At 37.7% G+C, this 13,245-nt stretch carries 13 protein-coding genes and 1 pseudogene; 6 read left to right on the top strand and 8 right to left on the bottom strand.

Going from position 1 to position 13,245, the window contains the following annotated elements:
- The first annotated feature begins 23 nt into the window (after positions 1 to 23).
- Together A7967_RS10415 and A7967_RS10410 are read left to right on the top strand one after the other, a co-directional pair.
- Positions 24 to 524: a GNAT family N-acetyltransferase gene (locus A7967_RS10415; RefSeq protein WP_054205174.1), complete on the top strand. Its 501-nt coding sequence runs from the start codon at positions 24 to 26 to the stop codon at positions 522 to 524.
- An 831-nt stretch (positions 525 to 1,355) separates the two neighbouring features.
- Positions 1,356 to 1,739, top strand: coding sequence for a hypothetical protein (locus A7967_RS10410; protein WP_064435687.1), 384 nt, complete (start codon positions 1,356 to 1,358; stop codon positions 1,737 to 1,739).
- Between the two features lie 786 nt (positions 1,740 to 2,525).
- On the opposite strand, the pseudogene A7967_RS23705 reads toward A7967_RS10410, so the two are convergent.
- Positions 2,526 to 2,891: pseudogene (locus A7967_RS23705) on the bottom strand (transposase); the annotation flags it as partial.
- Positions 2,885 to 3,214 carry an SUI1 family translation initiation factor gene (locus tag A7967_RS10400; RefSeq protein WP_054205176.1) on the bottom strand — a complete coding sequence of 110 codons (330 nt, stop codon included), beginning with the start codon at positions 3,212 to 3,214 and terminating at the stop codon, positions 2,885 to 2,887. The pseudogene A7967_RS23705 and the gene A7967_RS10400, both read right to left, overlap by 7 nt.
- Positions 3,215 to 3,369: 155 nt before the next feature.
- On the opposite strand from A7967_RS10400, the gene A7967_RS10395 reads away from it, so the two are divergent.
- The 4 genes from A7967_RS10395 (at position 3,370) to A7967_RS10380 (ending at position 7,325) form a co-directional block, all read left to right on the top strand.
- Positions 3,370 to 3,675 carry an STAS domain-containing protein gene (locus A7967_RS10395; RefSeq protein ID WP_054205177.1) on the top strand — a complete coding sequence of 102 codons (306 nt, stop codon included), beginning with the start codon at positions 3,370 to 3,372 and terminating at the stop codon, positions 3,673 to 3,675.
- Positions 3,675 to 5,336 (top strand): fused response regulator/phosphatase, encoded by a 1,662-nt coding sequence (locus tag A7967_RS10390; RefSeq protein WP_209438563.1) that lies wholly within the window; start codon positions 3,675 to 3,677, stop codon positions 5,334 to 5,336. Before A7967_RS10395 ends, A7967_RS10390 begins: the two co-directional genes overlap by 1 nt.
- 53 nt (positions 5,337 to 5,389) lie before the next feature.
- Entirely contained in the window at positions 5,390 to 6,055 is a 666-nt protein-coding gene (locus A7967_RS10385) for a GAF domain-containing protein (protein WP_064435685.1), read from the top strand.
- Positions 6,056 to 6,134: 79 nt separating this feature from the next.
- Positions 6,135 to 7,325 (top strand): amino acid aminotransferase, encoded by a 1,191-nt coding sequence (locus A7967_RS10380; RefSeq protein WP_054205179.1) that lies wholly within the window; start codon positions 6,135 to 6,137, stop codon positions 7,323 to 7,325.
- A 102-nt stretch (positions 7,326 to 7,427) separates the two neighbouring features.
- Here A7967_RS10380 and A7967_RS10375 read toward each other — a convergent pair whose 3' ends face one another.
- The 6 genes from A7967_RS10375 to A7967_RS10350 form a co-directional block, all read right to left on the bottom strand.
- Positions 7,428 to 8,267: a Tim44 domain-containing protein gene (locus tag A7967_RS10375; RefSeq protein ID WP_054205180.1), complete on the bottom strand. Its 840-nt coding sequence runs from the start codon at positions 8,265 to 8,267 to the stop codon at positions 7,428 to 7,430.
- Between the two features lie 32 nt (positions 8,268 to 8,299).
- The gene (locus A7967_RS10370) at positions 8,300 to 8,512 is read right to left on the bottom strand and encodes a hypothetical protein (protein ID WP_064435684.1); all 213 of its coding nucleotides are present in this window, start codon (positions 8,510 to 8,512) and stop codon (positions 8,300 to 8,302) included.
- A gap of 1,119 nt (positions 8,513 to 9,631) precedes the next feature.
- Entirely contained in the window at positions 9,632 to 10,018 is a 387-nt protein-coding gene (locus A7967_RS10365) for an MmcQ/YjbR family DNA-binding protein (RefSeq protein ID WP_054205182.1), read from the bottom strand.
- A gap of 493 nt (positions 10,019 to 10,511) precedes the next feature.
- Positions 10,512 to 11,309, bottom strand: coding sequence for a hypothetical protein (locus A7967_RS10360; protein WP_064435683.1), 798 nt, complete (start codon positions 11,307 to 11,309; stop codon positions 10,512 to 10,514).
- A gap of 15 nt (positions 11,310 to 11,324) precedes the next feature.
- A complete protein-coding gene (locus A7967_RS10355) occupies positions 11,325 to 11,873 on the bottom strand; it encodes a hypothetical protein (protein ID WP_054456084.1) in 549 nt (182 codons plus the stop codon).
- Positions 11,870 to 13,141 (bottom strand): SAM-dependent methyltransferase, encoded by a 1,272-nt coding sequence (locus A7967_RS10350; protein ID WP_064435682.1) that lies wholly within the window; start codon positions 13,139 to 13,141, stop codon positions 11,870 to 11,872. The genes A7967_RS10355 and A7967_RS10350 overlap by 4 nt, the downstream gene beginning before the upstream one ends.
- Positions 13,142 to 13,245: the final 104 nt, after the last annotated feature.

The following is a 13,245-nucleotide window of genomic DNA, read 5'->3' as shown; positions in this document are numbered from 1 at the left end:
CGTTATGCGTATAGAGAGTTTCAATGCAACTTGAGCTGTTATCTAAAGATCATTTGGAGAAATTATTAGCTTTCGAGCTAGAAAATAGATCATGGTTTGAATCATTAATTGAGCCTCGAGGACATGATTTTTATTCGGCTAAAGGTGTCGGAAACCACATTGATGCAGAACTTAATAAGGTAAATTCTGGTACAGCGTTTTGTGGTTTACTTATTAAAAATAATGAAATTGTCGCAAGAGCCAATTTAAGAGATATTAGCACTAATAAAGCTGTTGTCGGTTATAGGGTTTCAAAACGTTTTTTATCTCAAGGCTATGCAAGCTTTTGTCTGGCTTCACTAATTGATATTGCAAAAAGAAAATTTTGCATTCGTTCCTTAGAAGCTAAAGTATTAGAAAACAACCCAGCTTCAAAGCATGTATTGTTAAAACAAGGCTTTGAGCCTATTGGTAATGTCCCTAACTTTATTGTATTAAATAATAAGCAGTTAGCTTGTACAGAGTTTAGGTTAAAATACGCATAATCGGGTAGCCGGAGGTCTCTAACCTCCAGCCCCCACACCACCAATCATGCGCTTTTTATTAACAGGAGGTGCAATGGGCGGTTCATCTCCCGTAATGAATATTGATCCAAACATCTCTCAATGACACTAAACCTTGTGACGCTAAGTAATCATTGCCTAATGCAATGTTAATTCCTTTTGTTTTTGAGCTTCTACAAGGGCCTTTACTGGTAATACCACAGGCTATGGCGAGTCGCTGAGTTATTGTCAAATCTGGTGTATGAAGCCACCTTGATGCTCTGCTTGATCTTGTATTATTCTTTCTCCGTCTTTAAATTTTACGCCTGTTATCACATCCGCTAGCAACTTAAAGCCCCGCAGACGGTACCACTTTTTCTCCGCTGATTGAGCGAGCTTAAAAGAAATAAAGATGACACCCATCCTAAAGTTTGTATTTTCTATATTTCGCACTAACTTTTAATTAGTGCAAAAAACAAACAGAATATCATATGGCTATCGCAAGAAAACGTCAAATAAGTTTGCTTGATATAAAGTATTATCATTGTATTTCTCGCTTTGGCTACCAATACTGGCGTTAATATACATACTACAAAGTTCAACAGTCCCAAATAGGGTAAACTCTTATCACCTCAAATAAACCACTCACACACCTGCAATCCCTTCCAAAACGCCCATTAAAACAACACCAAATCCTTTTTTAAATTTATGTAAAATTGAAGTAACCGATTGAACCAAAATAGGAACTCAGCTATGGTTGAAGCATCAATAAAAATAAATTAAAAAACGAGTTATTCTACAGCCTCGTTATGTGTGCTAGAGGTTTAAATTGAAATGCATTCAGATTTAGAGGAATTGGCTGGATCTTTGAGAGTCATTGTGTCTAATGAAATTAATGTTGAAGCTCAAGAGAATATGATGGCTTTTGCAATAAACGCATTAGGTAATACCGAAGGATCAATCATTGCTTTTTTACGTGATAGTAAGGATGTTTATACAAACGCAAAGCCTAATGTGAGAATGACTTTTTATTGTTGGTTAGACGAACTCGCGGGGCAAATAAGAATGAGCGCTGTGTCGCAGTCATACGAGCAGCTTCCTTTTCGATGTGGTATAAATAGTCTAGCTTTAATTCCTTTTTCCAACTCACTAGCTGTTGGGATTAGCGGTGTCTACTCTAGTGAGGAGAAACTAAATGTTTGGCAATCGCAAATATAATAAATAACAAAGATGACATCCATCCTAAATTTTGTATTTTCCATATTTTTTACTTGCTTTAAATTAGTGTGAAAAGCAAACAGAGTGATGTATGGCAACGGTAAGAAAGCGTCAAGTAAGTTTGCTTGATATAAAGTATTATCATTGTATTTCTCGCTTTGGCTACCAATACTGGCGTTAATATACATACTACAAAGTTCAACAGTCCCAAATAGGGTAAACTCTTATCACCTCAAATAAACCACTCACACACCTGCAATCCCTTCCAAAACGCCCATTAAAACAACACTAAATCCTTTTTTTATATTTATGTAAAATCGAAGTAACCGATTGAACCAAAATAGGAACTCAGCTATGGTTGAAGCATCAATAAAAATAAATTAAAAAACGAGTTATTCTACAGCCTCGTTATACGTATAGGGAGGTTTGGTGAGTTATCTAGTTTTAGGTGTTTTTCTTTTTGTTCATTTCTATATTTCTTTTTTAGTATGTAAATATTATGCAAAGTCATATGAGCAACAACTTAATACTGTATCTAAATTAGTAATTACCTTATTTACAGGGCCACTTACTTTTGCGCTTGTGTTGATAGCTATTTATATAACTCCATTAAGGAATACTGAAGCAGGTCTAATGGATGGTGGACTCTTCTTAATATTTATATTATTTACACCGCTGTTTCCTATTGTCAGTTACATGCTTGTAAAATTAGCTCAAAAGTTTACGGTTTGTGTAAAATACGCATCTAACAACACGCCCTGAGGTGGACAGCAAACGGTAAAGCTCACTTTCCACCGCAAATTTTAACAGCGGTGATCCCTTACTTTTCAATGCAGTTAAGTAAGTTGATTCATCGTAGGGCGTATGTGTTTTCCAGCACCTAAATAGGATTCGTATCCACTTAAATGACAATGATCTGATGATGGTATTATGAGGTTTTTCTTTGGTTTCTTGCTGCCGATAATATGCTTTAGCTCAAAATGAATAACGCACAGATAACCCTGCCCATTCCACAAATGTTTGCCTTAAAAATTTAGTGCACGAGTATCGCCAATGTATTCATTCTTTCTTGCCACTGCGTTGGGTAACAGGGGGAATCGCTGCGTATTTTTGTATATCAGCAGCGCATTTATAAACCCAGCGGCTCATCCCCCGGCAATTTTTACTTTAAATTTAAGTGCCTCTAGGATGGCTTTAAGTTTGTCGCGGTCGTCGCCTTGTACTTCTATGATGCCGTCTTTTACTGCGCCGCCTTGGCCCATTTTGCTTTTAATGGTTTTAGCGAGTTTTTTTAAGTCGTGTTGTTCGCTATCAATGCCGGTGACCAACATAACGCCTTTGCCCTTACGGCCTTTTGTTTGGCGTTCGATGCGCAGGGCGCCATCTTTAAAGGTTTTGCTCTCAATTTCTTTAGTTGGTTTTGGTTGGCTGATGCGCCCGGTTTCGGTTGAATAAACGAGATTACTATCACTCATGCTTAGCCTGCGGTGAAAAAAGTTAAATAACAATAACGTCTATAATATCAAATCTAATAACAAATTTGCGCTTAGGTGCTTTTATTTTTGGCTAATTATTTTTAAGCAGTTATATTTAAAGCAATAAGAACGGATAATCTGATCAGGAGTTGAGTATGAGTTTAAGTAAGAGTGCCTCAGCGGATGGCACTACACTAACGATTCAAATTAAAGGGAAGTTTGATTTTAATTTGGTTCAATCGTTTCGCCAAGCCTACGCTGGTATAAATGATACTACAGTGAGGGTGGTTGTAGACCTACGCGAAACCGACTATATGGATAGCTCGGCGTTGGGTATGTTACTTAACATGAAAAAAACATTGGGGACATCTGTTAACGCGATTCATATTAGTAATTGCCAACCGCAATTGAAAAAAATTCTGCAAATATCTCGTTTTGATAAAAAATTTGATATCGACTGATGATGCGCGTTCTTGTTGTTGATGATCAACCCATAAATTGCACACTATTAAAAGTTATGCTGGAGCAGCAAGGTTACAATATTTTATTAGCAGGTAACGGTGTAGAAGCATTAGCGCTATTAGAAAAAGAAGCAATAGACATTGTTTTGTTGGATGTTTTAATGCCAATAATGGACGGTTATGAAACAGCAGCAAGGATAAAAAAATTAAGTAGTGATGTTTATTTACCTATTATTTTTATTACGGCATTAGAAGAAAAAGGTAGTTTTGAACGTTGCTTAGCGGTGGGAGGGGATGATTTTATTAATAAGCCTTTTGATAAGGCTATTTTAAGTGCAAAAATCAAAGCACATAGCCGTACTCGGCAACTGAGCTTGAAGGCCCACGAGCAAAATAAGTTATTAGAATATCACTATAATCAAACTGAACGAGAGCATGAAATAGTTGAGCATATATTTAATAATGCGCTCGAAAATCAATATGCATTTACTGAAAATATAGATTTTCACCTTTCGCCTGCATCAATGTTTAATGGTGATATGTGTTTAGTGGCACAAAGCCCTATTGGTAGTTTATATTGTATGTTGGGAGATTTTACTGGTCATGGTTTAGCGGCTGCCGTGGGTGCCTTACCTGCTTCTAGAGTATTTTATACCATGGTCGGTAAAGGCATGGCAGTAAGCGATATTGCCAATGAAGTAAACACAGTTTTAGCTAAACTATTACCTGGTCATATGTTTTGTGCTGCAAATATTATTGAGTTAAGTAGCTCAGGAAAAAGCATTTCGGCTTGGTTAGGTGGCTTACCTGATGCGTATTTAATTAACCAACAAGGAGATGTTTTAAAAACATTAGAATCGCAACATATGGCTTTAGGTATATTAGAAACCGATGAGTTTGAACGCGAGTTGATTCATTTTGAAGTTGACCCCAGCATGCGGCTGGTTTTATCGACGGATGGGATTATTGAAACCACCAATGAATACGACGACTATTTTGGTGAGCAGCGCTTTATAGAGGTATTAGCAAGTAAAGCGCAAATCTCAAGTAATGAGGTGATTAAACATGTGACAAACTTTGCACATGGCACTAAACAGCAAGATGATTTAAGTTTAGTTTTGTTTAACTGTTTAGCTGTGCCTGCACCAAAAAAAGAAATAGAAAGCTACTCTCCACTACCTTTTAACTTTTCATTAAGTTTAAACTCAACGCAAATAAAGCAAACCGATCCGGTACTAGAGATAGTCGATGTAATTACCCGAGTAGGTGGGTTGAAAGCGCACCGGTCAAACATCTTTTTATTATTATCTGAGGCTTATAACAATGCGCTCGATCATGGTGTTTTGGGATTAGATTCCGATATTAAAAATCAAGAAGATGGCTTTATGGAGTATTACCAACAAAGAGAAGTCGCTCTAGAAAAATTAACAGGTGCGATGATCATTGTTGATATGCGTTATTGTCCGGAAACCTTGTGTGTTTATTTTACTATATGTGACTCAGGTAATGGTTTTAGCGCCGATAATAACAACGGACATAGTTTAACGCGTGAACATGGTCGTGGGTTATCACTACTTGAAGAAATAGCCGAACAGGTGTCATATAACGCATCTGGGAATCAAATAGAAATGTGTTATAGATTAACATCGCTACAAGCCTAGTCGAACGTCATTTGTCATGCTATGATTTGTTTTTTAGATGTTTGGACGGCTAAATGGCTTCTTCTTATTTATCGCTGGCACAATTAGATGTGTCACCTCAATTAGTCTCTGCGGAACTTATCAAGCTTGAAAAGCATTTGGCTGGGCATCAGGTACAGTTGCCCTCTGTACGTTGGCAATATCAAATACCAGAATTAGGCGAAGGTGGGACGTGCAGTTTATTTGGTTACTTACAAGATGAGCCATTTAAGTTAACTGATTATGTAAGCCAAGATCAGCACACCACTAATAAGTTGGCAACATTACAACTCATCGTTGATTATGTTGTAAGTCAAACGAATGTTGATTGGTACGGTATCTATCAAAATACGCAAACGCAAGAGGGCGCCCAGCTTCTGAAATTGGCTTATTTTGGCGCACCAAGCAGGCCTCTTTTTCCACTTACTGAAGCATTTGCAGCGGGTAGTAATAATGTACAGGTTGCACTGAGCAGTAAAGGCCGTGTAATAAACAATGTTGAGCAATATTTGGCTGCGGGTGGAGAGTATTATACTTGTGATCCTAAAGTTAAATCAGAAGCGTGTTTACCGCTTTTTGACAGTAAAAATCGTTGTGTGGGTATTGTTGACGGTGAGGCCTTCAATAACGAATTTTTTAATCAACAAACATTAGCGCTATTAATTGCTTGCTGTATTAAAATTCCTCACTTTTTAGTGTAAATAACACTAGTCAATCTAGTGACCTTTTATGTTAAGCTAAGTGCAACAGCTAACCCCTAAATAATGAAAGAGATAGTCAATGTTCTCAGTATTAAAACCATTACCAACAGATCCTATTCTTGGCCTTATGGCGGCCTATAAGCAAGATACTAACCCAAATAAGATTGACTTAGGGGTGGGTGTTTATAAAGATGAGCAAGGTAATACGCCAGTATTAAAATCAGTAAAAAAAGCCGAAGCCTTTCGTCTAGAAAATGAAACCAGTAAATCATACATTGGTTTGGCAGGTAATTTAGATTACTGTCAGCAAATGGAAAACCTATTATTAGGTGAGCACCAAGCGTTATTAGCTAACCGTGTTCGTACAGCACAAGCGCCCGGCGGTACAGGTGCACTGCGTGTTGCTGCTGAGTTTATTGTTCGTTGTAATCCAGGGGCAACAGTATGGGTTACTAATCCTACTTGGGCTAATCATATCAGCTTGTTTGAAGCCGCTGGTCTGACAGTTAAAGAATACCCGTACTACGATTACGAAAATAAAGATTTATTATTTGATGAAATGATAGAGACCCTTACGCAAGTGCCTAAAGGTGATGTTGTTTTATTGCACGCATGCTGCCACAACCCAAGTGGTATGGATTTAAACGAAACACAGTGGAACACTGTAGCGCAGCTTGCTAAAGATGTTGGTTTTACACCACTTGTAGATATTGCGTACCAAGGGTTTGGTTCAAGCCTTGAAGAAGATGCAAACGGCTTACGTATTTTAGCGAATGCGGTTGATGAGCTAATTATTTGTTCTTCATGTTCTAAAAACTTTGGTTTATACCGTGAACGTATTGGCGCATGTTCTATTATCGCTAAAGATGCTGCAACGGCTGATATTTCAAATTCAGTACTGTTAAGTGTGGTGCGTGGTATTTATTCAATGCCACCAGCGCACGGTGCTGACATTGTAAATACTATTTTAAGTAGCACAGAGCTTACACAAATGTGGCATGGCGAACTTGATGAAATGCGTAACCGTATTAATGGTTTACGTACGCTTATTAAAGATAACCTAGCGACGAAAGGGATTGCACAAGACTTCTCTTTTATTGATCGCCAAAACGGTATGTTCTCGTTCTTAGGTATTAATAAAGCGCAAATCGATCGTTTACAAAAAGAATATTCAATCTATATTGTTGGTTCAAGTCGTGTAAACGTGGCAGGTATCAGTGATACAAACATTGAGTACTTTGCAAATGCTGTTGCAGACGTTTGTAAGTAATTATATTTACATTACATCGTTTATATAAATAGCGTTTATTTAAATAATAAAAAACCGCACTAACATTATGTTGTGCGGTTTTTTGTTTTTAGTGATTAGATTTTATGAATCAATTAAATCTTCTACGCCAACTATTAACCAAGGTGCGTCATTATCAGTGCCGCGCTCTAAGTGCCAAATCTCTAAAATAGGCTCTTCTTTATTATCACCTAAATCACGATATTTACCTTTAAAGCGAACACTCAGTTGCCATTTTTGTGCGTTTGTATCAGCACGAACAAGCTCGGCATCAATAAACATGACTTCAGTCGCTACGCTTTGGATTGTTTCTCGTTCAGCTTTAAACTCCGCCACTAGCTCAGGGCTTAAATACTCAGCCATCGTGCTGTAATCAGCTTCATTCCACGCTGTTTGTAAAGTGTGGTAATGAGTACGAGCGCCTTGTAAAAAGCCATTGGTATCAAAATTAGGTGGCAGGTTAAAAGGCACGTTATTCGTTTGACTAAAACCTGTAGCAGTCGCTTGCTCTGGTGCGGCTTGTTTCATTTGTGGCGCGTTAAATGTACCTTGCGCATGCGCCATCGCTGGGGCATTTTTACGGCGGATCATGCCCATTACAAGTTTAAAGATGATAAAGGCAATACCGGCCATTACGATCATTTCTAAAATTTGCATACCTTCGAAATCATCACCCATCATTGAGGCGATTAAGCCTCCGGCTAACAAACCACCAAAGATGCCCGCCATCATGCCTTTTTTGCTTGATTTTGGCTTAGCTGCTGGAGCGACAGTATTGGTGTCGGTTTGTTGTTTTTGTGCAGTTTGTTGGGTTTCAGGGGTTTTTCCGCGCTTTTTACTACCGAACTTTTTACGTGCTTCAGCATCAAAACTTGCAGTACATAACAGAGCAAGTAATGAAAATATAACAATCAGGTTTTTCATGAAATTCCTTAAAACAGATTAGAGTGGCGATTCTAAATCAGTTTAGGAATTATATAAATAGGTACAAAGTGAATTCGGATTAAAATACCCGTTACAATTGCGATCCCTACTATTTCAGGAACAATATTGCTCTTAAATGAATCACTGTAGTCATCTATGAAATAGAAAAACTTCATAAGCGCTACTATTGTTGCCATAATGCAAATTGTGTACTTAAGGTGTTTTTTGAATAAGTTGAAACTCATAACTTTCCTTGTTTTTTATGTGTCCACATAATGTCCAAATTCAAAAAATTACACAAGACCTTAAAAAATAGCATAAGAAACTAAGTTTCTGATTTTAAAGTAAGCCATTGTTTTTATTGACGGCCTATAATAATCGAGGCTTTGCGGACGGGGCAGCTCCACTAATATAGGTTTTTAAATTCGTTGATTTAAAAACCCTAAAAAACCCGCTAATTTGAGCAATCAAATTAACGGTTTTTTTTATGGATTTGACTTAAATTAAATAGCGGGCTTGCTGTAAAAATAAAGTTTTAAAGTGGTACTTTAACTATCACACTGCAATTTAACACCTAAGCAATGAATACAAATAATGCCCAAATATACACCGCCTTTTACACTCTCTAATAAAATATTGACCTTTGTCGTGTATATTAGTGAGCAAGATTGCGATGTTACGAATGCTCAGTTAGCTAAAAGGTGTGGTAAACCTTTAAGGACCATTGAAATACGAGTTAAAATTTAAAAAATAGCGGATTGCTTATACGTATGGGAGCCAATAAGCAGTTACTGGCAACTAAAGGTTTAATTATTAAAAGCGAATAAATAGGCACAAAATATTTGAAATAGCGGTGAATAAAACTGATATTAATTTACCAAAAGGGCAGTCATGTTTACGGTATACTTTCGTAAGTCATTTAATGGTGAACGCAGGTGATTTATTAGGGCGTGTTGACCTTTGTGGATTGAAATTTGTTCAATCTAGGGGCGATTTAATCGCGGCGCGAGGTTTGTAACCTAGCGGGCTAAGTCAAAACCGAGCAACAAAGAGTCAATCGCCCCTAGGAAGAACCCTTTGGGCAGCGCATGTTTGGCATTTATACTGCGTTATCGCCTATTTATGGGGAACAACCACACGACATAGGCTCTGCCTTGCCTAAATACCAAACAGTCTGCTGCAAAATCAATCACGAAAGGTCAACACGCTGCAGGTACTTGGTCACGCAAGAAAGTATTTACTTTTGGCCGGTATTAACTCGAAATAGTGTTTTAGCGTGTGTTAGAGGGAATGTTTAGTGTCAATCATTATAGATTACTCTGCACTGAGCAAATAAATTGAACAGTGCAGTTTATATCAATTTTTTATAGATGTATTTCAATTGCTTTACGGTCTTTTTCAGGCATGTTTGCGACCACTAAATTAAAAGAATTATCTATCATGCGTTCAATTTCCCCATTAGGGATTGAGCCATCAAGAATAACAGTATTCCATAACCGTTTATTCATGTGATAACCCGGTATGACAGACGGAAAAATATCACGCAGTGCTTGGGCTTCGTCTGGATCGCATTTTAAATTCATCCACCAGATTAAATTGCCATTTTCATCTGTTTGCCCTTCGTTTCCGACGGATAGTGTTGCAAACATTTTATGGTTCACTTTATATACATCAACTTCTTGGCCGAAAGGTTGGGTAACCATGACCAGAGGTTTATTTTTTAGGTACTCATGTGCTGTGTGTTGATTCATGATCCAGTCCTTGAAGTCATTTTAAGATAAATTAACAATAGCAGCTTTTTTATCGTTTAGTCATGAAAAAGAGATTAATAAAGCAAATTTATTAGCAATAACAACCTCTAGAAGTTAAATTTTAAAAATGCGTGCTGTTGTTCGCGATGTATGATGTTTAAGTATACTTGGTTAATAAAAATGTCTGCTAGGGCGTGTTGACCTTTGTGGGTTGAAATTTGTTCAACCTAGGGGCGATTTAATCGCGGCGCGAGGTTTGTAACCTAGCGGGCTAAGTAAAAATCGAGCAACAAAGAGTCAATCGCCCCTAGGAAGAACCCTTTGGGCAGCGCATGTTTGTCATTTATACTGCGTTATCGCCTATTTATGGGGAACAACCACACACCATAGGCGCTGCCTTGCCTAAAGACCAAACATACTGCTGCAAAATCAATCACGAAAGGTCAACAAGCCCTAGTGATTCATTAAGCAGCTTGCGCTTTTAAACTTTTTATTACACTGATTTAGGTAAAGATGAATAGGCTATAACGGCTGCATCTCGCTTTACTAGATCGGGTTTAGATGAGCTTTTAGCATAAACATCACAATATTTGATGGGATCACCTTCGTGTACTAACAAATGATCATTACTAAAACCAGCTAATACTTTTTGCCAGCGCTGCACAATATGTACGGGAGCACGTGGTAAAGAGTTCAAAATAAGCCTTGATTCTTTAAAGTTGCTATTAATTGCAATATTTAGCATGTCGTCGTTCGCAGCCCCAAGCCAGCTAGCCCCATTAGTGCCTACACATAGTAGTGGCATGTAGGGAGCAAGTGCGGGGCAAACATCATTCCTATAAATATCTACTTTCCAATAGGACCGTGCTATTTTTATAAACTGAGTAAAATCTTTGATGGGCGTAAAGTTTGATGTTGCTAAAGGCAAAATTTCTATTCTGGGTTTGTTGGCATTTACGGTGTCGTTAGAAACATCAATATACCAAGGGCCCAAAATAAATGCGTTTTGAAAATACTCATCCCGTAAAGAGCCCCACGCTTTTTGCAATGGGGAGCCTTGTGCAATAAGCTCTTTTAACAAGCTAAGCCCAGGTTTATTTGTTGTTGGTATTTGCGTTTGTAATAATGTGAATACTTCATCTCTTATCTCTCTGCAACGGCCAATAGGATAAGGTTTTTCGGCAAAGTAAGGGATTGTAGGTGCCAGTTTTAAATCGGCTATTAATCTTAGATGGGCTAGATCAGCACATACTATTGTAAGTTGCTCTGGAGTGAGGTTTTTATCAAGCACGTATATTCCTTATAGTTATAATCGTAATTTTTTTAGTTGAGCTTGGGTATAGGCGTCATCTCTTAGCCACTTTAACATGTTTGGATAACCGTTAGGGTGATTCGGCTGTTCACACATAAACCATGAATATAAAAGGGGATAACCAAACCCTGTGTTAGTGCTAAAGGCTTCTATAAGACTCGCCGATGCACCCTTATAACCCTCTTCATGAAATAAAACATCGGGTGCAATATCCAAATAGCAGGCTGCAGCCCATGACCATGCAATTGCAGTCATTTCCTCGGCCGCTTGATGATCATGGTGTTTCATATCCCCAGTTAAACAGGTTCTTGTTGTTTCAGAGGTAACCGCAATATGACCTGCTTCATGGAGAATGTCACCAGGATAAAATCCCTTTTCAAAATCAAGTAATAAAGTACCATTATTTACTTTAAGGCCAGGCAAAAAAGTTTTTTCATCTAGTGTTTCATATCGGTGCTTTATGCCAATATTAGTAAGAAAGGCTAAAATTTTATTAACGTCTGTTAACTGTTTATCTGTGTTGTGTTTAGAGTTAATCATCATGATGGTGTTAGATTACTATTAATGTTTAACCAATGTTCGAATTCTTCAATACGTTGGCTTTGATAAAGTGCAGCTGTCGTTTCATGGTATGGTAGTGCTAATGAATCTAATAGCTTGGTCCATAATGCCCATTCATCGTCGGCTATGCTGAAGGAGTGACCGCATTTAGCTGCCTGTGCACGCTCAAACATACGCTTTACGCCTGGTAAACCTAAATTATTAAGATCTGTAAATTTAGCTAATTTAGTCTCTGTTTTAATTGTATTTTTTATGGGGAATTTAAATATAAAGTCTGCGCATTTGGGCATTATATATTCATAATGAATAGCTTCACCGCCACGAAGCTGCGCATCATGAGGTAAAAAAGTCAGTGGTATATTCAAACTACATTGGTTTTCGGTCAATTTAAGGTGTTTGTATACTTGAATATCGGTTGTTAGTTTTAGTCTGTAATTAGTTTCAACGCCATTTGGGATCAGCATACTGCCTTTAAAGGCGGATGTATCTCCCGTATTTAAACGCTTAGCTTCGTCGATATTTAAGCAATAAAACTCTTTTAGGAGTATGTCAGTGCTCGGTTTATCTTCTGTCTGCATTAAAGAGTTAAAAGGTGTTAGCCATGCCTTTAAAGAAATTTTTTGTGGGATCAAGGTGCCAGATTCACTCAGGTATTGACATAAATGAGCAAAAATAAAAACTTGGGGTTCTCGCTTTAAAAGAGCCGTCATGGTTTCAGAAATAATAATGTCAAATTGCTGGGAGTCTGGTGCTTGCCAACGCGTTGCGTCATCACACGTGATTGCAACAATGTTTTGGGTGATTGAAAAGTGCTTTACTAGCTTTTTAATTGCACTGATGTTTTCTGGATGAATGTCAATGAGAGTGACTTTTATGCGCGGGTTTGTGGCAACACTTAAATAAGGAATAAGTAACGTACCATAAGGGCCTGTACCGGCATAAAGAATATGAATATCATCAGTCGTTGCTTTTAAACGTACTTCAATAGCGAATTTAACACCTTGCATAAAGATTTGCGTACGAAGAGTCTCTTCAGTGCATTTAGCGGCTTGTACGGGAGAAATTGCAACGCCTTGGGATGTATTTTCATCATTCCAGTCATTCATATCTAAATCAGTTGATATAGACGTAATATTCCCTAAGTAATTTTTTAAATCGTTGATAAAAGGCTTCATCAACCCAGCATCACCTGGCTCATTTAGCAAATGTGTAACCGCATTACGGTATCTGTTCAGTAACTCAGTATCCATATCGCTCCCTGTATTTATCTACAACAATTGTTGCTTGCAATAATATAGCACTCTATTCTAATTAAGTTTAGTCAGCGTTAATAAATCAATTTAAGGTGTTTTAG

This window comes from Pseudoalteromonas neustonica (assembly GCF_001653135.1).
Lineage (GTDB): Bacteria > Pseudomonadota > Gammaproteobacteria > Enterobacterales > Alteromonadaceae > Pseudoalteromonas > Pseudoalteromonas neustonica.
The sequence above is the reverse complement of the archived record's forward strand: the minus strand, read 5'-3'. Positions and strand labels throughout refer to the sequence as shown.

Excerpts from the sequence above, each read along its gene's own strand:
- A7967_RS10415 (WP_054205174.1), top strand. The coding sequence starts at position 24 with ATGCAACTTGAGCTGTTATCTAAAGATCATTTGGAGAAATTATTAGCT.
- A7967_RS10410 (WP_064435687.1), top strand. The coding sequence starts at position 1,356 with ATGCATTCAGATTTAGAGGAATTGGCTGGATCTTTGAGAGTCATTGTG.
- A7967_RS10400 (WP_054205176.1), bottom strand. The coding sequence starts at position 3,214 with ATGAGTGATAGTAATCTCGTTTATTCAACCGAAACCGGGCGCATCAGC.
- A7967_RS10395 (WP_054205177.1), top strand. The coding sequence starts at position 3,370 with ATGAGTTTAAGTAAGAGTGCCTCAGCGGATGGCACTACACTAACGATT.
- A7967_RS10390 (WP_209438563.1), top strand. The coding sequence starts at position 3,675 with ATGATGCGCGTTCTTGTTGTTGATGATCAACCCATAAATTGCACACTA.
- A7967_RS10385 (WP_064435685.1), top strand. The coding sequence starts at position 5,390 with ATGGCTTCTTCTTATTTATCGCTGGCACAATTAGATGTGTCACCTCAA.
- A7967_RS10380 (WP_054205179.1), top strand. The coding sequence starts at position 6,135 with ATGTTCTCAGTATTAAAACCATTACCAACAGATCCTATTCTTGGCCTT.
- A7967_RS10375 (WP_054205180.1), bottom strand. The coding sequence starts at position 8,267 with ATGAAAAACCTGATTGTTATATTTTCATTACTTGCTCTGTTATGTACT.
- A7967_RS10370 (WP_064435684.1), bottom strand. The coding sequence starts at position 8,512 with ATGAGTTTCAACTTATTCAAAAAACACCTTAAGTACACAATTTGCATT.
- A7967_RS10365 (WP_054205182.1), bottom strand. The coding sequence starts at position 10,018 with ATGAATCAACACACAGCACATGAGTACCTAAAAAATAAACCTCTGGTC.
- A7967_RS10355 (WP_054456084.1), bottom strand. The coding sequence starts at position 11,873 with ATGATGATTAACTCTAAACACAACACAGATAAACAGTTAACAGACGTT.
- A7967_RS10350 (WP_064435682.1), bottom strand. The coding sequence starts at position 13,141 with ATGGATACTGAGTTACTGAACAGATACCGTAATGCGGTTACACATTTG.